The organism is Roseibium sp. (genome assembly GCF_965216085.1).
In the GTDB taxonomy this organism is placed as follows: domain Bacteria; phylum Pseudomonadota; class Alphaproteobacteria; order Rhizobiales; family Stappiaceae; genus Roseibium.
The window spans coordinates 4,983,558-5,005,182 of record NZ_OZ244138.1; the positions used below are offsets into that span (position 1 = coordinate 4,983,558).

Annotated in this window: 18 protein-coding genes; 7 read left to right on the forward strand and 11 right to left on the reverse strand. The window is 55.9% G+C overall.

The window, feature by feature from the left end:
• Nucleotides 1-60: 60 nt before the first annotated feature.
• The 10 genes from deoA to ACOOFE_RS23425 form a co-directional block, all read right to left on the reverse strand.
• On the reverse strand, nt 61-1,377 hold the full coding sequence (gene deoA / locus ACOOFE_RS23380) for a thymidine phosphorylase (RefSeq protein ID WP_420412270.1): 1,317 nt from the start codon (nt 1,375-1,377) through the stop codon (nt 61-63).
• Nucleotides 1,378-1,379: 2 nt separating this feature from the next.
• The gene (gene deoC, locus ACOOFE_RS23385) at nt 1,380-2,156 is read right to left on the reverse strand and encodes a deoxyribose-phosphate aldolase (RefSeq protein WP_420412271.1); all 777 of its coding nucleotides are present in this window, start codon (nt 2,154-2,156) and stop codon (nt 1,380-1,382) included.
• On the reverse strand, nt 2,153-2,962 hold the full coding sequence (locus ACOOFE_RS23390) for a purine-nucleoside phosphorylase (RefSeq protein ID WP_420412272.1): 810 nt from the start codon (nt 2,960-2,962) through the stop codon (nt 2,153-2,155). Before ACOOFE_RS23390 ends, deoC begins: the two co-directional genes overlap by 4 nt.
• A 5-nt stretch (nt 2,963-2,967) precedes the next feature.
• A complete protein-coding gene (locus ACOOFE_RS23395; RefSeq protein WP_420412273.1) occupies nt 2,968-3,366 on the reverse strand; it encodes a cytidine deaminase in 399 nt (132 codons plus the stop codon).
• Entirely contained in the window at nt 3,363-4,331 is a 969-nt protein-coding gene (locus ACOOFE_RS23400; RefSeq protein ID WP_141183659.1) for an ABC transporter permease, read from the reverse strand. Before ACOOFE_RS23400 ends, ACOOFE_RS23395 begins: the two co-directional genes overlap by 4 nt.
• Nucleotides 4,332-4,333: 2 nt before the next feature.
• Entirely contained in the window at nt 4,334-5,440 is a 1,107-nt protein-coding gene (locus tag ACOOFE_RS23405; RefSeq protein WP_141183660.1) for an ABC transporter permease, read from the reverse strand.
• Nucleotides 5,437-6,990 (reverse strand): ABC transporter ATP-binding protein, encoded by a 1,554-nt coding sequence (locus ACOOFE_RS23410; protein ID WP_420412274.1) that lies wholly within the window; start codon nt 6,988-6,990, stop codon nt 5,437-5,439. The genes ACOOFE_RS23405 and ACOOFE_RS23410 overlap by 4 nt, the downstream gene beginning before the upstream one ends.
• A 67-nt stretch (nt 6,991-7,057) precedes the next feature.
• Nucleotides 7,058-8,050, reverse strand: a complete 993-nt coding sequence (locus ACOOFE_RS23415; protein WP_420412275.1) for a BMP family lipoprotein — start codon at nt 8,048-8,050, stop codon at nt 7,058-7,060.
• Between the two features lie 86 nt (nt 8,051-8,136).
• Nucleotides 8,137-9,138, reverse strand: coding sequence for a BMP family lipoprotein (locus ACOOFE_RS23420; protein WP_141183663.1), 1,002 nt, complete (start codon nt 9,136-9,138; stop codon nt 8,137-8,139).
• Nucleotides 9,139-9,207: 69 nt separating this feature from the next.
• A complete protein-coding gene (locus tag ACOOFE_RS23425) occupies nt 9,208-10,191 on the reverse strand; it encodes a sugar-binding transcriptional regulator (RefSeq protein WP_420412276.1) in 984 nt (327 codons plus the stop codon).
• A 550-nt stretch (nt 10,192-10,741) separates the two neighbouring features.
• Here ACOOFE_RS23425 and ACOOFE_RS23430 point away from each other — a divergent pair.
• From ACOOFE_RS23430 to ACOOFE_RS23450, 5 genes are all read left to right on the forward strand, one after another.
• A complete protein-coding gene (locus tag ACOOFE_RS23430) occupies nt 10,742-11,593 on the forward strand; it encodes a DUF1194 domain-containing protein (protein ID WP_420412277.1) in 852 nt (283 codons plus the stop codon).
• 206 nt (nt 11,594-11,799) lie between these two features.
• Nucleotides 11,800-12,228, forward strand: a complete 429-nt coding sequence (locus tag ACOOFE_RS23435; protein WP_420412278.1) for a methylglyoxal synthase — start codon at nt 11,800-11,802, stop codon at nt 12,226-12,228.
• Nucleotides 12,228-13,265: an ROK family protein gene (locus tag ACOOFE_RS23440; protein WP_420412279.1), complete on the forward strand. Its 1,038-nt coding sequence runs from the start codon at nt 12,228-12,230 to the stop codon at nt 13,263-13,265. The genes ACOOFE_RS23435 and ACOOFE_RS23440 overlap by 1 nt, the downstream gene beginning before the upstream one ends.
• Entirely contained in the window at nt 13,232-15,748 is a 2,517-nt protein-coding gene (gene hrpB / locus ACOOFE_RS23445) for an ATP-dependent helicase HrpB (RefSeq protein WP_420412280.1), read from the forward strand. The genes ACOOFE_RS23440 and hrpB overlap by 34 nt, the downstream gene beginning before the upstream one ends.
• A 44-nt stretch (nt 15,749-15,792) precedes the next feature.
• The gene (locus tag ACOOFE_RS23450; RefSeq protein ID WP_420412281.1) at nt 15,793-16,572 is read left to right on the forward strand and encodes a DUF1186 domain-containing protein; all 780 of its coding nucleotides are present in this window, start codon (nt 15,793-15,795) and stop codon (nt 16,570-16,572) included.
• On the opposite strand, the gene putA is transcribed toward ACOOFE_RS23450, so the two are convergent.
• A complete protein-coding gene (putA, locus tag ACOOFE_RS23455; protein WP_420412282.1) occupies nt 16,569-19,709 on the reverse strand; it encodes a bifunctional proline dehydrogenase/L-glutamate gamma-semialdehyde dehydrogenase PutA in 3,141 nt (1,046 codons plus the stop codon). The two genes, ACOOFE_RS23450 and putA, sit on opposite strands and share 4 nt — an antisense overlap.
• Nucleotides 19,710-19,848: 139 nt before the next feature.
• Here putA and ACOOFE_RS23460 point away from each other — a divergent pair, with 139 nt between their 5' ends.
• Nucleotides 19,849-20,304 carry an Lrp/AsnC ligand binding domain-containing protein gene (locus tag ACOOFE_RS23460; protein ID WP_420412283.1) on the forward strand — a complete coding sequence of 152 codons (456 nt, stop codon included), beginning with the start codon at nt 19,849-19,851 and terminating at the stop codon, nt 20,302-20,304.
• Between the two features lie 97 nt (nt 20,305-20,401).
• The gene (locus ACOOFE_RS23465; RefSeq protein WP_420412284.1) at nt 20,402-21,619 is read left to right on the forward strand and encodes an ABC transporter substrate-binding protein; all 1,218 of its coding nucleotides are present in this window, start codon (nt 20,402-20,404) and stop codon (nt 21,617-21,619) included.
• Nucleotides 21,620-21,625: the final 6 nt, after the last annotated feature.

The window sequence follows — 21,625 nt, forward strand, 5'->3', positions numbered from 1 at the left end:
TTTTTGTTGCCGGCAGCTTGCGCCGGAGATGGCCGGGATTTTTCCTCGGCCGGGCCGCGGTCAGGGCGCGATGCGCTCCACGACACACGGCCGGTCAATCACATCGGCAGCTGCGCCAACTGTGTAGGCATTGCGCACCGCAATTGCAGCTTGCTCTGCATCTGCTTCACTCTTTGCATGAACAATCGCCAGCGGAGCATCTGCATCCACCGAATTGCCAATGCCGGCGAGCTCTACCAGACCAACGGACGGGTCGATGACATCTGCCGCTACCTTCCGGCCGCCGCCCAGTTCGACAACGGCAACCCCGACAGCGCGAGCGTCAATGCCGGTCACTACGCCCTCATGTCTGGCATAGATCGGAGCTTGAACCGGCGCCTTGGCAAGATAGACTTCGCTCTTGTCCATAAAGTCTGCCGGACCGCCAAGGGCATGGACCATCTGGGCGAATTTCTCGGCGGCTTGACCGCTCTCAAATGCAGCCCGCATCATGTCACAGCCCGCTTCTGCGGATGGCGCAAGGTTGCCGGTGGCCAGCAGCTCACCACCTTGGGCGACGGTGATGTCCCACAGCCGGTTGTCGACGGCGGTGCCTTTTAGAAAATCGACCGCATTCTGCATTTCGATCGCGTTGCCGGCTGCTGATGCCAACGGCTCATTCATGTCTGTCAAAAGTGCCGTTGTCTTCAAACCGGCCCCATTGGCGACCAGAACCAGGCTTTCAGCAAGACCGCGCGCTTCGTCCAGCGACGCCATGAAGGCACCGGTTCCCCATTTCACATCGAGAACCAGGCCCTGAAGGCCGGCCGCCAGCTTTTTGGACAGGATCGATGCCGTGATCAGATCGATGCTTTCGACCGTCGCGGTCACGTCCCGGATGCCGTAAAAACGTTTGTCGGCAGGGGCCAAATTGCCGGTCTGGCCGATAACTGCACAGCCGACTTCCTTGACCACTTTCTTGAAGAGCGCGTTGTCCGGCTGGGTTTGGTAGCCTGGAATACTATCGAACTTATCGAGCGTACCGCCGGTGTGACCAAGGCCACGTCCGGAAATCATCGGCACAGCCGCACCGCAGGCCGCAAGCGCGGGCGCCAACATCAACGACACATTGTCGCCCACACCACCCGTAGAGTGCTTGTCGAGGACAGGCGCTTCAATATCGGACCAGTCCAGCACATCGCCGCTGTCCCGCATGGCAAGCGTCAGGGCAACCCGTTCGTCTATGGTCAGTCCCTTGAAAAAGACCGCCATGGCGAGCGCGGAGACCTGCCCTTCGCTGACGGATCCATCGGCAAGGCCCTTGACGAAGAAAGCGATTTCCTCAGCGCTCAATGCACCGCCATCGCGTTTTGTGCGAATGAGTTCTTGCGCAAGCATGCTCAGTACCCTTCACTTGCAGAGGCTTCTTGGCCTTCTATCGTCGCAATCAAAGCATCGAGCAGGCCACTTGCACCAAAGCGGAAGGTGGACGCTGCCACCCAATTGTGGCCCATGATCTTATCGGCAAGCGCGAGATAGGCAGCCGCATCTGCCGACGTCTTGATCCCGCCAGCTGGCTTGAAACCGATCACACGCTCGGCATCGTCCCGGCGCGCCTCTTCAATCGCGGTGAGCATGATTTCTGCTGCTTCCAAAGTCGCGTTCACAGCGACCTTGCCTGTCGAAGTTTTGATGAAATCAGCACCAGCGGCGATCGCAACATTGGACGCTGCGTGAATTAAAAGCGGATCTTCGATCTCACCCGTTTCCAGAATGACCTTCAGGATCGCAGGTGCCGGAATGGCATCCTTTACCTGGATGATCTGTTCCTCGGCGAACCCCTTTCGGCCTTCAACAAAGGCTTTATAGGGCATGACGAGATCGATCTCATCCGCGCCGTCGGCGATCGCCTGCCGGGTCTCGGCAACGACAGCCTCATTGTCCTCACCACCTGCTGGGAAGTTGACCACCGTCGCAACTTTCACGCCGGTTCCAGCCAGCTCTTTAACTGCTTGCGCTACAAAACGCGGCCACACGCAAACAGCAGCGACTGCGCCGTGTTGTGTCACAGTCCGTCCGGTCAGCTTGGTTATGTCTTCCGCTGTGCAATCGTCATTCAGGTTGGTGAGATCCACCAGACCCAATGCGCGTTTGGCCACTTCAATCATATCGGTCATTGTCCGACCTCTTTCACAAATGCGCGCACGAGCTGTTTCATCCGCTCCATGCCTTTGAGGGCCACAGACTTGGTTTCATCGTGAGACAAGGCATGAGTCTGCATACCAGCGCCGTAGTTGGTAATGATCGACATAGCAGCGACACGCATACCAAGGAACCGTGCCATGATGACTTCCGGTACAGTCGACATACCAACAGCATCGGCACCGAGCATCTTGGCCATGCGGATTTCGGCCGGGGTCTCAAAAGACGGGCCGGAGAACCACATGTAGACGCCTTCGGCAACCGCATCTCCGGTTTCCTCGGCGACCTTTTTCATGACGGCGCGCAACTCCGGATCATAAGCGGTGCTCATATCCAAAAAACGCTTTTCGTCTTCCTCTCCGATCAGCGGATTTTTTCCGGACCAGTTGATGTGATCAGAAATCAGCATCGGATTGCCCGGGGCGACGTCTTCACGCAAAGAGCCAGCAGCATTGGTGGCCAGCAGGATCTCGCACCCTAGTTCCTTCAAGGTCTCAACCGGCGTGCGCATTACTGTCGGATCACCGCCCTCATAATAGTGCGCCCGTCCAGACAGGATCACGACGGGAACACCAGCGAGTGTTCCGGCGACCAGTTCACTGGAATGGGAGGTTACAGTGGACACAGGAAATTCAGTCAGATGGCCATAAGGGACACGAACTGCATCCTCCACTTCCTCTGCCAAGGACCCAAGTCCGGAGCCAAGGATCATGCCAACTTTGTACGAACCCTCACGGGCGGCGCGGACAATATCCGCACACTCACGGCCATAACCACTCATAGTGATCAGTCCTTTTTGTCTTCAAGTTCAAATGCCGCCGGCAGTAACTCATCCAGGGTAAAACTGCGGCGAATGCCATTGAGGTCCGCAACATGGACCACAAGATTTCTTGTTCCGAATTCCGCGAACCGTTGGCGGCACATGCCGCACGGTGTACAGAGTGCGGCGTCGCCAATGACCACTGCTTCTTCGATTTCCCGATAACCAGCTGCAATCATCGCGCTGGCGGCACCACCTTCAGCGCAGACACTCACTGGATAAGACGCGTTCTCGACGTTGCATCCGGTAAAGATAGTGCCGTCCGGAGTGCGGAAGGCCGCCCCGACCAGAAAATTGGAATACGGGGCATAAGCCTTTTCACGCACCGCCTTGGCGGCTTCAAAAAGCCTATCCAGATCGCTCATGACCGCTCCTTCAGGTAAGGAATGCCGGCTGCTTTTGGCGGGATGGCTTTACCAATAAAACCAGCCAGAAGAATGACCGTCAGAATGTAAGGCAGCGCCTGGAAGAACTGGACCGGAATTTCACCAATTCCTGGCAATTCCTGGCCTTGCATCCGGATCGCTGTTGCATCCAGGAAACCAAACAGCAAGCAGGCAAACATCGCACTTGCCGGCCGCCATTTGGCAAAGATAAGTGCGGCCAGAGCGATAAAGCCCTTACCAGCGGTCATATCCTTGATGAAGCCGGACGATTGCGCGATCGACAAATAGCTCCCCGCGAGACCACACAGGATCCCGCAAGCAATGACCGCCCGGTAGCGCAGCCAGGTGACCGAAATCCCTGCCGTATCCACCGCAGCTGGGTTTTCACCAACAGCGCGCAGGCGCAAACCGAAGCGCGTGCGGAATAATATCCACCAGGTGACCGGAACGGCGATGAAAGCGGCATAAACGAGGATGTTGTGGCCGGATAAAAGTTCGGAATAGATCGGGCCGATGATAGGCGTGTCCCGCATCTGTTCAGCACCAGGCCAGACAACATCGCGGAACCGGCCGCCATCTGGTAGCGAAGGTGTTCGCCCCCCTTGCCTGAACCAGGTTTGGCCAAGCAGTGCCGTCAAACCAGCTGCAAGAAAGTTGATCGCCACACCAGAAACGATCTGGTTGCCGCGGTTTGTGATCGATGCAAAGCCATGGATCAGGGCCAAGCCGATCGATACGCCGATCCCGGCCAGCATACCAATCCAGGCATTTCCCGTGATGTAGGCCACCGCACCAGCACCAAAAGCAGCGCCAAGCATTTTGCCTTCAAGGCCAATGTCAACAATGCCGGACCGTTCGGAGTACAGCCCCGCCAGACAGGCCAACAGCAACGGTGTGGACAGGCGGACGGTGGAATCGAGCGTCAGGATTAAAGTCTCAAACATGATCAAGCCTCCTTCGCCGTTTTGGCCCGGGAGGGCATGAAGAAGCTGGCAATCGCCGGCCGGAACATATGTTCAAGCGCACCGGCAAAGAGGATCACCAGACCCTGGATCACAATGATCATGTCGCGGGTGATGTTCGGCATTTCAAAGGAGAGTTCGGCACCGCCCTGATAGAGCATGCCGAACAGGATCGAAGCCAGCACAATACCAACCGGATGAGCCCGTCCCATCAACGCAACCGCGATGCCGACAAAACCGTATCCGGTGACAAAGTCGATCAGCAGCCGGTGCTGAGATCCCATGATTTCATTGATGGCCATCATCCCGGCGAGGCCACCCGAAATCAGCATCGTGATGACAATCGTGCGAACAGGTGAAATCCCGGCATAGACGGCAGCGGTCGCGTTGGCGCCAAATGACCGGATCTCAAAACCAAGTTTGGTCCGCCAGATCAACAACCAAACCAGAACACAAGCACCCAGCGCCACAAACAGAGACAAGTTCACCGGCGCATAACCAAAACCGAAAGACGGGAACAGATCGTTCAAGAACGGCAGGCGTCCGCCGTCTTCGAATGTGCGTGTCTCATTCTGCATAGACCCTGGTTTCTTCAAAAAACCATTCAGCAGATAGACCATCAAAGAGGACGCAATGAAGTTGAACATGATGGTGGTGATCACCACGTGGCTGCCACGTGTCGCCTGCAGCCATGCCGGAATAAACGCCCAGGCAGCGCCCATCGCAGCAGATCCGAGGATCGCAAAGGGCAGCGTCACATACCAAGGTACATATTGGTCCAAGGCAAGGCATGCAAAGGCAACGCCGAGACCGCCAATGTAGGCCTGGCCTTCACCACCGATGTTGAACAGCCCGGCGTGGAACGCGACGGCTACAGCCAGTCCGGTGAAAATGAAATTGGTCGCGTAAAAGAGCGTATAGCCGAAGCCTTCAGTGTACCCGAGTGAGCCCCAGACAAGGATCTTCACCGCATCCAGCGGGTTCTCGCCAATCAGGATCACGACGAGACCGGACACCAAAAAGGCGGCGGCTAGATTGAGAAATGGAATCAGGCCGTAATCGACCCAGCGCGGCAGCTGCCCCCCACTCATTGGATGCCTCCTTGACCGGTGGTCTTATTGTCTTCAATCCCGGCCATGAGCAGACCAAGGTCACTTTCTTCCGCGTTGGCGCCACGTTCTCCGACGATCCTGCCATCGAACATCACCAGAACACGGTCTGACATGCCTCGGATTTCATCGAGTTCCACGGAGACGAGCAGGATGCCTTTACCGGCATCGCGCAGTTCAATCAGACGCTTATGAATGAACTCGATTGCACCGATGTCGACGCCGCGGGTCGGCTGTCCTACAAGGAGAACCTCAGGGTCGCGTTCAATCTCACGAGCCAGGACGATTTTTTGCTGGTTGCCGCCTGAGAAATTGGCCGTCTTCAACATCGGGTTGGGCGGACGGATGTCGTACTTCTCGATCTCGTTGACCGCGGCTTTCTTAATCTCTGCCAAGTCCAGCAACATGCCTTTGGAATAGGCTGGATCGCGGTGATAGCCAAGAATGGAATTCTCGTATTCGGCAAAACTGTTGATCAGGCCCATGCGGTGCCGGTCTTCCGGAACATGGCCCATGTTCTTGGCTCGCATATCCGCCGCATCCGGAGCACTCGCCGCCAAGTCGATGGTCTCGCCATTGATCTTGATCGTGCCCCGTGTGGCCCTCCGGATGCCGGACAGGGTTTCCAGAAGTTCCGACTGGCCATTGCCCGAGACGCCGGCAACGCCGACAATTTCCCCGGCGTGCACTTTGAACGACACGTCCTTAACGACTTCAACACCGCGGCTGTCAGTGACCGTGAGGTTCTCCACCTCAAGCACTGGCGCTTCGGGTTCGGCCGGTTTCTTATCGACTCGCAACAAAACACTGCGGCCGACCATCAGTTCGGCCAGCTCTTCCATCGAGGTGTTTTTTGTTTCCCGGGTCGCGACCATTTCACCGCGGCGCATCACAGACACCTCATCGGTCGCCGCCATAATTTCACGCAGTTTGTGCGTGATCAGCAGGATCGTTTTGCCTTCGTTTTTCAAAACATTGAGGATCTTAAAGAGGTGATCGGCTTCCGCCGGTGTCAGCACGCCAGTCGGTTCATCCAGAATCAAAACCTCAGCGCTGCGATAAAGCGCCTTCAGAATTTCCACACGCTGCTGCAAGCCAACCGGGAGTTCACCGGTGATGGCCTCCGGATCGACGCGCAGTTCATACTCCATTTCCAGCCGTTGAAGTTCGGTTCTGGCTCGGGTCAGCCCACCGGCCAGAAGCGCGCTGTCTTCGGCGCCCAGCACGACATTTTCCAAAACCGTGAAATTGTCGACCAGCATGAAGTGCTGGTGAACCATCCCGATCCCCATACCGATCGCAGCCTTTGAATCGGCGATCGTAACCTTTTTACCATTGACTAGAATGTCGCCACTGTCGGCTTGATAGAAGCCGTAGAGAATGGACATCAAAGTGGACTTACCAGCGCCATTTTCGCCGATAATGCCGTGGATCGATCCTTTTTTCACCACAAGGTCAATGTCCTTGTTGGCGTGAACCGCTCCAAAGCTCTTGTTAATGTTGCGCAGTTCAATTGCTGGCGTTTCGCTCATGCCATCCCCCAGGCGTGACGATTGTTTTTTGTCATTGTTGTGCCCCGTTTGGTTGTCCAGGCTGCCCTTAGAAAGGGCAAGGTCCGCCCGTCACCACATCATGGACTTCGATCTCGCCATTTGAGATCGCTTGGACCGCAGCTTCTGCCGCGGTTTTCATATCTTCCGTAATCAGGACTTCGTTATTGTCGTCCAGCACCCAGTCCATGCCGCCCTCCTTGAGACCCAGAACCTGGATGCCCGGAACGAACTTTCCGTCTTTTGCAGCTGAAAAACTGTCATAGACCGCATTGTCGACACGCTTCCGGATGGATGTCAGCACCTTTCCCGGATGCAGACCATTTTGGTTGCTGTCAGTTCCAACTCCCAAGATATTCGCATCCGCTGCAGCCTGTAGAACACCAATTCCTGTACCACCGGCAGCTTGAATGATCACATCGGCACCTTGGTTGATCTGACCGCGAGCCAGTTCAGCTCCACGCACCGGATCGGCAAAGGCGGCCGGCGTATCGCCGGTCATATTGGAGAGAACTTTTGTTTGCGGATTGGCCGCAAGAGCGCCCTGTTTGTAGCCGCACAAAAACCGCTGGATGATCGGAATGTCCATTCCGCCAACAAAACCAATTGTGCCTGACTTGGATGCCATCGCAGCCAGCAAGCCGCCAATGTACGAGCCTTCATGTTCCTTGAACACGTAGGACCGGACATTGGGCTGGTCGACGACCATATCGACGATCGCAAAATCCGTTTCAGGAAAGTCTTGAGCCACTTGGCCGAGCGCATTTGCCTGGTTAAAACCAATGGCAACAACAGGTGCATGTCCACGGCTGGCGAAATTGCGCAAGGCCTGAAGGCTTTGTGCATCGCGCTCCAGCTCAAATTCGCTCACTGTTTGACCGGTTTCGCTGGCATAGCGTGAAACCCCGGTATAGGCGCTTTCATTAAAAGAGCCGTCAAACTTGCCGCCAACAGAATAGACGATTGCCGGATCTGCCTGTGCCGGTAAAACCGTCAAGCAGCCGACCACTGCCGCCAATAGTCCTGAACGAAAACGGATCATGAGATCCCCGCTAGTATTATCCGGGAGAAATTCAAGCAAAGTAGACCCCGCGCGAAACCACGCGCGAGGCCCGATTGATTATATAATTAAGAGGGGCATTTCTGATCGGACATGTAATCGTGAACCACGATTTCGCCGGATTTGATCTTAGCGGATGCCTGCTCAACTGCCGCTTTCATCTCATCGTTGATGAGTTCGGCATTGTTGTCGTCGAGCGCCCAATCAACACCGCCTTCTTTCAGGCCAAGAACCTCAAAACCAGAAGACCAGGCATCGTTTGAAGCATCTTCAAACGCCTGATAAACAGCAATGTCGACGCGCTTGAGCATGGAGGTCAGAACAGATCCTGGATGAAGACCATTCTGGTTGCTGTCCACGCCGATGCCGAGTTTGCCAGCGTCAGCTGCCGCCTGGAGAACACCAATGCCGGTGCCGCCCGCAGCGTGATAAACAACGTCTGCGCCGCGATCGAACTGAGATTTCGCAAGCTCACCGCCCTTAACCGGGTCGTTCCATGCAGCGCCAGTAGTACCGGTCATGTTTTCGAAAACTTCTGCGTTGGGTGCAGCTGCCAGGACGCCCTGCTTGTAACCACAAGCAAAACGGCGGATCAGCGGGATGTCCATGCCGCCAACAAAACCGACCTTGTCAGCTTCCGATGCCATAGCAGCCAGCATGCCGACGATGTAGGAACCTTCGTGCTCTTTAAAGAGAATGGAGCGAACGTTCGGCAGATCGACAACCATGTCAACGATGGCGAACTGAAGGTCCGGGAATTCCTTGGCAACTTTTTCTACGGCATTCGCCTGCGAGAAACCGATCGCAACGATCGGGTTCATGCCGCGCTTTGCAAAGTTCCGCAGAGCCTGCTCACGCTGGCTGTCGTTCTGGATTTCAAAGTCGCGGTATTCAATGTTGTAGTCAGTCTTGAATTGTTCCGCGCCGGTGTAGGCGGCTTCATTGAAAGACTTATCGAAACGGCCACCCAGATCATAGAGCACTGCCGGTTTGATGTCTGCCGCAGAAGCTGCAACTGCCGAAATAGCCAGACCGGCCAAAGCCGTTCCAATGGTAAGAAACTTTTTCACTTATATGTCCTCCGACATGTGCGGGGGCCTGCGTTTTGCCGACCCGTTTCCCCTCGAGACTCAGCTGCTTTATGCAGACTGTGCCAAGTTTAAGCCGACCTTGGCGCTGAGAGCCTTAGCAAGGGTCTCATCCGCCACTAGATCGGTAATGACACCGGTACGCAGCGCAGCAAGTGTTGCATCCACCTTGCTTTCGCCGCCCACCAGCGCAATCACCCGGCTCCCGCGCACTTCATCGAAATGAAGGCCGACCGCGCAATCCCCGAGCGGGTCGGGAGCCAATTCTCCGTCAATCGTCAAAAAGCGCCCCATCAAATCACAAACGGCGCCACCCGACATTAGATTTTCTTGTTCCTGCTTTGAGATCATTCCACGCTGAACCAAGTGCCCTTCATTTTCGACCGAGCCGATGCCGATCAGGAAAGCATCCGACTGGCGCGCGCGATTCATCAGATCCTGGACACTGCGCTGCGTGAGAAACATGGCCTTTTCGTCTAGGTTTTCGGCGAAATACGGCACAGGAAGGTAATAACCGACACCGCCAGTCCGGGCCTGCATCTTCTGAATGATGTCGTAAGGGTTCGCCGCCAGGGTGCGGGTCAAGGATCCACAGATCGACATGATCTCCAGATCGCTGCGCTGGATTTTGGGCAACGCCTCTACGGAAGCGGTCAATGTACGGCCCATACCAACGCCAAGACGCTTGACGCCTGAGCCACTCAACAGCCCGGTGAGGAATTGAGACGCAGAGACAGATACAGCGCGCAGGGCACTGTCTTCATCATGGCCGCCAAGCTCCGGCGCGATGATGCAATTGGACAGATTAAAGTGTGCAGTCAGCTCTTTCTCCAACTGCAAACACTCAAGCGGCCGGCCATCAATTTGAAATTTTACGTGACCGGCTTTTTGGGCATGCGCAATCAGGCGGTGGACTTTGGCTGGCGACACACCGAGCTGGACCGCGATCTCTCCTTGGGTGCGCCCGCCGACAAATGACAGCCAGGCAGCCCGGATCGCCATATAGGAGGCCCAATCGTCGTCCCGCACCGTCATTGATATTTACGCTCCCCCAAATTTTTCAGCCTGGCCCTTCCGCTATTTCAAATCCGCAATCAGCTTCACAGCCTCTCCACGGCCTCGAATCATCGGCACCCATCCAGCTTGAAAAATTCTTCACCAAATGAGAATTTCTTCAGATCATGGTCTGACGAAGCGGCAGCGTCAATAAGAAAAGTTCACAAAAATGCGGCAAACAGCCGCCTTTTTAGGCAATTCAGAGTCAGGCCAGCCGGATTCTCGATAGGCAAATATTGCCCACCACCACCCAACAGTTGCAACCAGGCCGGAAAATTATGCCTAGCAATCCGGCACTTAATTCCCATCTGTGGAATAAATGCACTCTGTGCGCGTCTGATTTTGCCGGTTAAACAGAAACCTAGTACAATTGGCACATCACTTGCTGAGTAAAACTCTAATAACCAGCAGATCAGGATAAGACCCTAAGTAGGAATCGCGAGAAACGAAAAGCTAATAAATTAGAATAGAAAATAACAAAAAGGGGAGACGTGGCAAAGGTCAAAAAGACCTAATGATGGAGAAACCAATGCGTCTCGAAAAAACTAGACACTGTGCACATAACATCGGCAGAATACTGCCCTTCCTTTGCGTGGCTTTCGCTCTAGCCATGCCAGCTCAAGCCCGGGACTACATCCCGTCGAAGCTGTTTGCGAAACAGTACACCTATAATCCCGCTAACGAGGTTGATGTGGAATTGGTGCTTGCTGTTGATATTTCCCAATCCATGGACACCGAAGAGCAGGAGATCCAACGTGCGGGCTATGTCTCTGCACTCACGTCCCAAGAGTTTCTAGATGCGATCCAGGTAGGGCCGATTGGCAAGATAGCCATCACCTATATGGAATGGGGCGGTGTGGACGAACACTTTGTCGTCGCCGACTGGACCATCGTCCAGGATGCCACGTCGGCATCTCATTTTGCTTCTAAGATATCTGAAGCCCCCCTTCGCCAAGTTCAAAGAACCTCAATCGCCTCCGCTCTGGAGAAATCCGTTTGGATGGTTCAGCACAACGAATACCAAGGCCTGCGCCAGGTGATCGATATCTCTGGCGACGGCCCGAACAACCAAGGTGGCTCCGTGACAGAAATGCGTGACCGTATGGTGCAAGCCGGTGTCACGATCAACGGCCTGCCGCTGATGATGAAGTCGAACAAGAACACCTGGCAAGCCATGCTGAACCTTGATCACTACTACGAAGATTGTGTGATTGGCGGTCCTGGTTCTTTCGCGATCCCTGTCCGGTCAAAGGAAGGTTTCGCCGATGCCATTCGCATGAAACTGGTCATGGAAATTGCCGGGATCTCTATGCCGGAACCGGATAACTACTTCCAAAAAGTCGCCATGCGCGAACCGGTCCGCTGCAACCTGTTTGATTAAATTCCACGTCTCCATCGCGGTTCCTCAGGCTGCGCCTTGCAAAAGGCGCAGCTCTTTTTTGTTGGCGCAAACCCTTCAATCTTCCATTTTTTTTGATAGTTGAATAAAACCTCAGCTCTCCAAAGCGCATCTCCCTTTGCGCCCGGGCCGATTTGGCGGTAAACACTGGGACATTCTCCCATTTCCTTGCTCAAAGGACGAGCCTCATGCCCGCAACCCCAACGCTTGCCCTGGTCGCACACGATGCTAAAAAAGACGCCATGGTCGAGTTTGCCAAGCACCATGAGGAAAAGCTACGTGGGTTCGATCTGGTCGCGACCGGCACAACAGGAGGCCGGATCCTAAAGGCGTGTCCTGATCTGAATATCAATCGATTTAAGAGCGGACCTCTGGGCGGCGATCAGCAAATTGGCGCTATGATTGCCGAGGGCCGATTACATGGCCTTATCTTTTTTGTCGATCCTCTGTCGCCGATGCCTCATGACGTTGATGTCAAAGCTCTGATGCGCCTTGCGGTCGTCTACGATATGCCCATGGCCCTCAATCCATCGACTGCGGCGATCTTGTTGCGTTCATCCCGGCTCACCGGACTGACAACGACATCCGATACGCCTGAAGTGAGCGTTGCTTCTTAATGACTCTCCAAGACCAAAACCCGTTCTCCTATCCAGTTCTGGTGGCCGATATTGGCGGTACCAATGCGCGTTTTGCGATGGTGGACAACGCAACGGCCCCGACCCGCATGTGTGCAAAAACGGCGACTGCAGATCATGCGGATATCTCCGCGGCCATTCGGGAAACGGTTTTGGCGGAAGCCGAAAAGAAACCAAGAACAGCAATCATTGCCGTTGCAGGCCCGGTCACTGGCAATGCGATTCCGCTGACTAATGCCGCCTGGATAATCGAACCCTTGAAAATGATTGCGGAACTCGGCGTCGAACAGGTCATCGTGCTGAACGACTTTGAGGCGCAAGCCCTCGCACTTCCTGGTTATCAAGGTTCCGATGTCGAGCAGGTCGGCCAAGGGTCACTACGCGTAGATGCCACCAAATTTGTGCTCGGGCCGGGCACAGGCCTTGGCGCTGCAGCGATGATCTTTGCAGCCGACACTTGGATACCGGTTCCAGGGGAAGGTGGTCATGTAGAACTCGGCCCAGTCACACCTGAGGACTTTGAAATCTGGCCGCATATAGCGCACCGCAATGGCCGGATTGGCGCCGAAGAGATTTTGAGCGGCACTGGCCTGCCAAAACTCGCTCAAGCTGTGTCAGCTTGGATGGACGCTGACCGCGACTTTGGAACACCGGCCAGCATCACTAAGGCTGCAGACGAAAACGACGCTGTTGCTGTGAAAACACTGGAAGTGTTCGCCCGGGCACTCGGCAGAGTCGCAGGTGATTTTGCCCTGACCACTCTCGCGCGCGGTGGAGTATATTTAACCGGCGGCATCACACCGCGGATACCGCGGTTTCTAACAGATGGAAATTTCAGAGCGGCCTTTGAGGCGAAGGCACCTCATGAAGCCTTAATGAACAAAATTCCGACCTTTATTGTACGCCACCCTGATCCGGCGCTTGAAGGTCTTGCTTCCTATGCCAGAGCGCCGGAGCAATTCGCTGTCGACCGGCGCGGCCGTGAATGGACCACCAACCCGGCTCAACAACCTGCCTAAGGTCAATAAACGTGGTCAAAGCAAAGACTTTCACGACCGCCCTTCCGATTGATGATGTGCTTCCAGAAGTTCTGGAAGCCCTCGAAACGACTGTGAATGCTGTTCTTGTGGCAGAACCGGGAGCGGGCAAGACTACCCGTGTTCCCTTGGCACTTCTCGATGCTGACTGGCGGCAGGACGGCAAAATCCTGGTTTTGGAGCCACGCCGTCTGGCCGCCCGGGCCGCCGCCCGCCGCATGGCAAGCGAGCTTGGCGAAAGAGCTGGCGAGACCGTCGGTTACCGCGTCCGCATGGAAAGTAAGGTCAGTTTAAAAACACGGATCGAGGTGGTAACGGAGGGTGTTTTCACCCGCATGATCCTGGATGACCCGGAACTGACTGGCATTGCCGTCATTCTGTTCGACGAATTCCATGAACGGTCCCTTGATGGCGATCTTGGTCTAGCTCTGAGCCTGGAAGTGCAATCCGCCTTGCGGGAAGACCTGCGCCTCATGCCGATGTCGGCCACCATTGATGCGGCCGGGGTTTCGAAACTTCTCGGCGAAGCACCGGTGATTGAAAGCAGGGGCAGAAGCTTTCCAGTCGAAACCCGTTATCTCGGACGATCCCAACAAGAGCGGATCGAACCGCAGATTACCCGGGCCGTCCAGCAGGCGCTTCGCGAAGAAACCGGCTCCATCCTCGTATTTCTCCCTGGCCAAGGTGAGATCAAACGGACGGCAGACCTTTTGTCCGGCAAGGTTCCCGGAAATTGCCAGATCACGCCGCTCTATGGCGGCCTCGACAGCAAGGCGCAGGATGCTGCCATCCGGCCCACATCCGAAGGCACCCGGAAAGTCGTGCTTTCCAGCGCGATCGCACAAACATCGCTCACCATTGAAGGCGTCCGGGTCGTTATCGACTGCGGCTTGGCCCGGGTACCGAAATATGAACCGCAAACCGGCCTGACACGGCTGGAGACGGTCCGGGTATCCCGCGCCTCAGCCGATCAGCGCCGCGGCCGGGCCGGGCGGACCGAGCCCGGTGTTTGCTACCGGCTATGGGATGAAGCGCAAACCATCTCATTGCCTGCCGCCGAAACCCCGGAAATCTTGGAAGCGGATCTGACCGGTTTGGCATTGGATCTGGCGGCTTGGGGTACAGCCGATCCCAGTTCGCTGACCTTTCCAGATCCACCTCCAACTGCGGCTTGGCGCGAAGCAACAACACTACTGGCCGATCTTCATGCACTTGATAGCGCAGGCCGGCTAACATCTGCAGGCAAAGATCTCGCCAAACTGCCCCTACACCCGCGACTGGCGCATATGTTGATGGATGGCGTTGCGCGAGACCTCGGATATACAGCCGCGCTGATCGCACTCCTGCTGTCAGAACCTGGCCTTGGCGGGCGGGATCCGGATTTGCGGGCACGCCTTCAAGCCATAAAGAACGACAAGAGCCAAAGAGCAAAGGATGGTCGGGCCCTTGCATCCAGGTGGTTGAAACAAGCGGGTAGTAACGCCGGCGCAATCGACGTTGAAAGCGCCGGGATGCTTCTGGCCCTTGCCTATCCGGACCGGGTCGCGCAGGCACGCGGGCAAACCGGCCGGTTCCGGCTGGCAAACGGCCGTGGCGCGGAACTGCCCGCAGAACACGCGCTTTCCGCAGCCCAATTTCTCACCGTTGCTGAAATCCAGGGCAAAGCGGCTAGCGGGCGGATCCAGCTATGCGCACCAATCACTCGGACGGACATCGAAGACCTGTTCGCTGATGACATCATCGAAGAGGACGAGGTTCAGCTCACCAAAGATGGCAATCTTAAAGCCCGCCGCGTGACACGCTATAAAGCAGTTGAACTGCAAGCCGTCACGATCGCTGCTCCGGATCCGGCCGCGATTGAAAGAGCATTATTGGCAGAAATAAAGCGCCGCGGTGTTTCCCGGCTTCCCTGGAGCAAGGATCAAGAGCGCTTGCGCAAGCGCCTCGCATATGCCCGCGCCAATGGCGCCGAGGACTTGCCAGACCTGTCGGATGTCGCCTTGAGCGAGGATCTGGACACTTGGCTGGGCCCGTTTCTGGCAGGCATGCCAAACTTGTCCGCCATCGACGCTCAGGTGCTTGGAACTGCACTGGCCGCCCGGCTCCCCTATGACGCTTCGGAGAAGCTTAACGCCATTGCGCCCTCCCATTTCACCGCCCCGACCGGCAGCAAAGTTCCGATCGATTATGGCGCGGCGGCTGGCCCCACACTGTCGATCCGGGTTCAAGAACTTTTTGGCTTGAAAGACCATCCGTCCGTCTGCAATGGACAGCTGCCACTTCTTCTGGAGCTGTTGTCGCCGGCCCAACGCCCGATCCAGATAACCAAGGACTTGCCTGGCTTCTGGGCTGGGTCTTGGGCGGACGTTAAGGCAGACATGAAAGGCCGGTATCCTAAACATCCTTGGCCGGACGACCCGACTTTAGCAGAGGCAACAAGACGCGCAAAACCTCGAGGCACCTAAAACTCCGAACTCTACCTGTGATAGAATGTTACTAGGAGATTCTTATGGACCGTAGGAACATTCTTGAAGATTTGGCGAGCCGAAACGCCTTCCCGGTAGAGACAATTCCATATTGTCTCGACAATCCCCAGAGGTCCGCAGCCATTTTCCTGCCGCTTCTGGGCAAAGCGGCTTCTGGGAGCACATTGGAGCCGACAGAAGAAAAATCGCTCTATCTCGGGATACATATCCTCGCTGCTCTTAGGATTTCTGCCGCCCTTTCGCCCTTACTGGATCTGGCGACCAAACAGCCGCAACTGCTTTTTCAGATCCTTGGGGAAGTCGGAATTGCAACGACGCTCCCGCGTATTCTGATGTGCCTGGCAGACGGACGGGGCGATGCCTTGTGGCAGGTGGTGAAGCGCCATGAGCTCGACTTCCTGATCCGCGATGCGTGCTTACGAGCCTGGACATATGAAGCTTTGAACGACCGCATGAGTGCTGTTGCCGTAACGCAGGCACTTCGGGCCTACCTAGACGAGGACGATGCGCCTGAGCCTGACGATCCAATTTGGAGTGGCTGGCTGATCGCCATTGCAGATTTGGGACATTCAGAACTGGAACCAATCGCAGTGCGGGCAATTGAAACAGGCCGTATCCTTGCTGAGGATGGCGGCCGAGCAGAAAATGACGTCGCGGGCTTTAAGACTGCGTTGCAAGAAACAATATCGGCCACAGACCTTTCAGCTTGGCTTGAAAAGCGCGGTTACGTTCCCTTTGGAAAAGGGGAGCGTGACTGGGGCGATTGTTTCCTGAATGCACCCCAGCCGCCGCATTTGCTCTAATCGTCTGATGCGGCCACCAGGCTTGCATTGCCTCCGGCCGCAGCCGTGTTGATCGACACAACTTGTTCAAGCGCAAAGCGGGTCAGATAGGCCGGCCCGCCGGCTTTGGGTCCGGTGCCCGACAGGCCCGAGCCGCCAAAGGGCTGGGTTCCGACAACAGCGCCAATCGTGTTGCGGTTGACGTAGACATTCCCGACCGACAGCCGGTCGACAACTTTCTTGACCGTTGCATCGATCCGGCTGTGAACACCCAATGTCAAGCCATACCCCGATGCCGCTATCTGATCGAGAACTGCATCGATGTCCTTGGACTTATAACGCACCACATGCAGTACCGGTCCAAAAACTTCCCGGGTCAGAGCTTCGGCTTTGTCCAACTCGATGATGTGCGGCGCAATCCAAGATCCATTGGCCAGTTTTCCAGCTGGCGTTTCTCCGGCAAAGCGCAATGTCTGGCTCTCGCGCATTTCATCGATGTGAGATTGGATGTTGGACTTGGCTTCATCATCGATCACCGGTCCAATGTCGGTGGACGGCAAGCGCGGGTCTCCAAGTTCAAGTTCCTTGGCTGCCCCTTCCAGCATAGCCAGCAGGCTGTCGGCCACATCATCCTGCACATAGAGCAGCCGCAGCGCTGAACATCTCTGCCCGGCAGAGCGGAAGGCCGACATCATGACGTCGTCGCATACCTGCTCCGGCAGAGCCGTTGCATCCACCAGCATGGCGTTGATACCGCCGGTTTCCGCAATCAGCGGCACAATAGGACCGCGTTTCATTGCCAGCGTTTTGTTGATCGCCCAGGCCGTCTCGGTTGATCCGGTAAAAGCAACACCGGCGACCTTTGGATGCGCAGTCAAAGCTGCACCAACAGCACCATCCCCCGGCACCAGAAGGAAAACATCTTCTGGCACACCGGCTTCATAAAGAAGCTTCGCGGTTTCATAAGCGATCAGCGGTGTTTGTTCAGCAGGTTTCGCGACAACCGCATTGCCGGCCAACAGAGCGGCACTGATCTGGCCGAGGAAAATCGCCAATGGGAAGTTCCAGGGCGAGATACAGACAAACACGCCGCGGCCGCGGTGGCGGTAGCGGTTCTCCTCACCCGTTGGCCCAGGCATCAGGCGTCCGTCACCAAATTGCGTGCGGGCTTCATTGGCATAGTACCTGCAGAAATCTACTGCTTCCCGTATCTCGGCAATGCCATCCGGCAGGCACTTGCCCGCTTCGATCGACAGGATCGACATGAGACGATCCCGGTTTTCCTCCAGAAGATCCCCGGCTTTCGACAAGATCGCAGCCCGCTCTTCGACCGGGCGCCGCGACCAGCTTTCAAATCCGGCCTGGGCTATCTCGATGGCCGTTTCGGCCATGGCCTTGTCTGCAAAACAGACGCTGCCAGCCTTGGTCGTTCCATCCATCGGAGCAAACACCGGATTTACCTCGCCGGAGGTTGTTAGGCCCTTGCCAAGAGGTGTTGCAGCCGTGAACGGTGCTGTCGTCTTTGCCATCCCGGTAACAAGCGTCGTGCGTTCTTCTGCCCAGCCGAACTCTATGCCGTCGGAATTCTTGCGGCTGTCGCCATAAAGGCCGTCAGGCATCGGGATCGACCGGTTCACTGCGTGATGGCCGTTGTCCAGAATTTCCTTTGGCCGCTGCAGCATGCTTTCGACCGGCACGGACATATCGCCCACAATCGTGACAAAAGACGAGTTAGCGCCATTTTCCAGAAGGCGGCGGACAAGATAGGCCAGCAGATCCTTATGACCGCCCACCGGCGCGTAGATACGGGTCGGGAACCCATCCCTTTCGCAGACTGATTTGAACAGGCTTTCGCCCATGCCGTGGAGGCGTTGGAATTCATAGCCTTCGGAGCTGCCTCCGGCCAATTCGATGATTTGTGCAACAGTCAGCGCGTTGTGGGTCGCAAACTGCGGATACAAGACATCGCGAGCCGCCAGCATCCGTTTGGCACAGCACAGATAAGATAGGTCTGTTGCCGCCTTGCGGGAAAACACTGGATAACCTTCCGCCCCATTTTCCTGAGCATGTTTGATTTCCGTGTCCCAATAAGCGCCCTTAACCAGACGCACCATGAGTTTGCGGTTGGTTTTACGTGCCGCCTTGATCAGCCAATCGATCACGTCGACGCCCCGCTTTTGATACGCCTGAACGGCCAGGCCGAAGCCATCCCAACCTTCTGTAACCGGATCAGATAGCAGGGCGGCAATCACATCGAGTGAAATCTCAAGCCGGTCGGCTTCTTCCGCATCAACGGTGAAATTCAAGTCCCGGTCGCGCGCCATCTGCGCCAGTTCCTTCAAGCGTGGCAGCAGTTCTTCGCGGACCCGGCCGCCTTTGATCGCTTCATAACGCGGGTGCAGGGCGGAGAGTTTGACGGAGATTCCCGGACGGTCCGGCAAAGTCTTGTCGCCAGCTGATTTGCCGATGGCTTCAATGGCATCAGCATAGGATTTGAAATAGCGCTCGGCGTCCTTCTGGGTGCGGGCGCCCTCGCCCAACATGTCGTAGGAATAACGATAGCCTTTGGCTTCTTGCGACTTTGCCCGCTCCAGCGCCTTGCCGATGGTTTCGCCAAGCACAAATTGATGGCCGAGCAACTGCATGGCTTTCCGGGTCGCAACACGGACCGTCGGCATGCCCATGCGCTTAACAAGGCTGGAAAGAATGTTCTGCGGCGTATCACCAGGGTGTAGCAGGCGGGAGGTGATGCCCAACGCCCAGGAGGATGCCGAAACAAGCCAGGTGTCGGATTTTGGCCCGCTCGGATCATCGAACTTAGCGGCCGCCAGTTTGTCTTCAATCAACTTGTCTGCGGTTTCGGCATCCGGCACGCGCAACAAAGCTTCGGCCAAGACCATCATCGCCAGGCCTTCACGGGTCGTCAGCCCAAACTCACGCATGAAATCTTCGACACCGCCAAGGCCGACTTGGACAGATCGCATGTCGTCGATGTAACCGCGGGCCCGTTGATCGATCAGTTTTTCGACCACCGGATCTCCGGTAGCTTCCTTTAGAAGCGCTTCGACAAGCGGTTTGTCGTCCGGCGCATAAGCAGCACGGAACGGCTCCAAGCTATTTTCTTCGCCTCCCGGCAAGACAGCAGCTGTCACAGACATAGGCACCTCCCTTCAGGCCCTAAAGCCAAAACAAAATATTTCCCTAAAATAACTTTTTATTTCTCGCGTTTTTCTCTATTTTTCACCTAATTACCCGACTATTTCCCGGTTAAAATCAAAATTTCGGAGAATATTCACTATGCTGGATGCCACAGACCGGCGTATTCTGAAGGTGCTTCAGGAAGATGGCCGCATCACCAACACTGAGCTGTCGGAACGGGTTAGCCTTTCGGCCACCGCAACGGCTGAACGGGTGAAGCGTTTGACCCGCGAAAAATACATTGAGCGGTTCTCTGCCAGCCTTGATCCGAAGAAGGTGGATCGCGGACTGCTGGTCTTTGTTGAAATCAGACTGGAACGAACTTCACCGGAGATATTTGATGCGTTCAAGCGGGCTGTTGAACGGTCACCCGACATTTTGGAATGCCACATGGTGGCCGGCGGTTTCGATTACTTGATGAAAAGCCGGGTCAGGGACATGGAGGCCTACAGGGCATTCCTGTCCGATGTGGTTCTCGCGCTACCTGGTGTTCGAGAAACACATACGTATGCGGTCATGGAAGAGATAAAGGACACACATATTCTCCCTGTCTAAGGCCGCCCCGGGATCGGAGCATCGATCACAAAGCCTTGTCTTGACCGTGTCCGTCGGCCTGCAGGAGAGAGAACGCACCATTCTCGTGAGGTCTCATATGAAACGCTTGTTTACAGCCTGGACTGCCCTGCTAGCTCTCTTTGTCTCAATACTGCAGGCTTCTGCGCAGGATCGAGATTGGCAAGCGACCGAGACTGAAGCGAATGGCCAGACCGTCTACTTTCATGCGTGGGGCGGAGAGCCACGGATCAATGCTTACATTCAGTGGGCGGCAAGAGAAGTCAAAGACCGGTATGGTGTGCGCGTTGTTCATGTGAAAGTCAGCGACACAGCCAGTGTTGTATCGCAAGTTCTGGCGGAAAAATCCGTCGGAAAAGCAAGTGGCGGCGCGGTGGACCTCGTCTGGATCAACGGCGAGAACTTCGCCGCTATGAAAAAGCATGATCTACTTGCCGAACCCGGATGGGCTCAAAGCCTGCCCAATTGGACCTATGTCGACACAGAAAACAAGCCAACTGTCCTGACAGACTTCACTGTTCCGACAGACGGTTTGGAAAGCCCCTGGGGCATGGCCAAGTTGGTTTTTATGCATGATAGCGGCCGGCTCAAAACACCTCCGAAAACTCTTGAGGACCTCCTGAATTTCGCAAAAGCCGATCCCGGCCGGTTTGCCTATCCGCAGCCGCCAAACTTCTATGGCACCACGTTCTTGAAACAGATCCTGATCAGCACAATTAAGGACCCATCCTTGCTAAGCAAACCCGTTGACCCGGCGCAGTTTGACGAACACACAGCCCCACTATTTGATTACCTCGACGCCTTGCACCCGCATCTTTGGCGGAAAGGCCAAGCTTTTCCAAAGAACGCAGCGCACATGCGCCAACTGCTTGCTGACAGCGAACTGGACATCGCGTTTTCCTTCAATCCTGGAGATGCGTCCGGTGCAATCGCCAACGGCGAACTGCCGCCAACGGTGCGCACATTTGTGCTGAATGGCGGCACAGTCGGCAACACGCATTTTGTTGCCATTCCTTTTAACAGCTCCGCGCAAGAAGGTGCCAAGGTTTTTGCCAACTATCTGTTGTCGCCCATGGCACAAATGCGCAAACAAGATCCACAGATCTGGGGTGATCCCACAGTTCTCAATGTTGCGGATCTGCCGGCAAATGAAAAAGCGCTGTTTGACACTTTGGATCTTGGCCCCGCGACACTTTCACCTGAAGACCTTGGTCCGGTGCTGCCCGAACCTCACCCAAGCTGGGTGACGGAACTGGAGCAAGCCTGGGCAACACGCTACGGTGCTGGAGGGGAGTAAGCCTTT

Bases quoted from the DNA above. Each gene is read 5' to 3' on its own strand.
- ACOOFE_RS23425 (WP_420412276.1), bottom strand. From the start codon at position 10,191: ATGACGGTGCGGGACGACGATTGGGCCTCCTATATGGCGATCCGGGCT.
- ACOOFE_RS23415 (WP_420412275.1), bottom strand. From the start codon at position 8,050: ATGATCCGTTTTCGTTCAGGACTATTGGCGGCAGTGGTCGGCTGCTTG.
- hrpB (WP_420412280.1), top strand. From the start codon at position 13,232: ATGGACCACCAACCCGGCTCAACAACCTGCCTAAGGTCAATAAACGTG.
- ACOOFE_RS23435 (WP_420412278.1), top strand. From the start codon at position 11,800: ATGCCCGCAACCCCAACGCTTGCCCTGGTCGCACACGATGCTAAAAAA.
- putA (WP_420412282.1), bottom strand. From the start codon at position 19,709: ATGTCTGTGACAGCTGCTGTCTTGCCGGGAGGCGAAGAAAATAGCTTG.
- ACOOFE_RS23440 (WP_420412279.1), top strand. From the start codon at position 12,228: ATGACTCTCCAAGACCAAAACCCGTTCTCCTATCCAGTTCTGGTGGCC.
- ACOOFE_RS23465 (WP_420412284.1), top strand. From the start codon at position 20,402: ATGAAACGCTTGTTTACAGCCTGGACTGCCCTGCTAGCTCTCTTTGTC.
- ACOOFE_RS23450 (WP_420412281.1), top strand. From the start codon at position 15,793: ATGGACCGTAGGAACATTCTTGAAGATTTGGCGAGCCGAAACGCCTTC.
- ACOOFE_RS23405 (WP_141183660.1), bottom strand. From the start codon at position 5,440: ATGAGTGGGGGGCAGCTGCCGCGCTGGGTCGATTACGGCCTGATTCCA.
- deoA (WP_420412270.1), bottom strand. From the start codon at position 1,377: ATGCTTGCGCAAGAACTCATTCGCACAAAACGCGATGGCGGTGCATTG.
- ACOOFE_RS23410 (WP_420412274.1), bottom strand. From the start codon at position 6,990: ATGAGCGAAACGCCAGCAATTGAACTGCGCAACATTAACAAGAGCTTT.
- ACOOFE_RS23460 (WP_420412283.1), top strand. From the start codon at position 19,849: ATGCTGGATGCCACAGACCGGCGTATTCTGAAGGTGCTTCAGGAAGAT.
- ACOOFE_RS23395 (WP_420412273.1), bottom strand. From the start codon at position 3,366: ATGAGCGATCTGGATAGGCTTTTTGAAGCCGCCAAGGCGGTGCGTGAA.
- ACOOFE_RS23430 (WP_420412277.1), top strand. From the start codon at position 10,742: ATGCGTCTCGAAAAAACTAGACACTGTGCACATAACATCGGCAGAATA.
- deoC (WP_420412271.1), bottom strand. From the start codon at position 2,156: ATGACCGATATGATTGAAGTGGCCAAACGCGCATTGGGTCTGGTGGAT.
- ACOOFE_RS23390 (WP_420412272.1), bottom strand. From the start codon at position 2,962: ATGAGTGGTTATGGCCGTGAGTGTGCGGATATTGTCCGCGCCGCCCGT.
- ACOOFE_RS23400 (WP_141183659.1), bottom strand. From the start codon at position 4,331: ATGTTTGAGACTTTAATCCTGACGCTCGATTCCACCGTCCGCCTGTCC.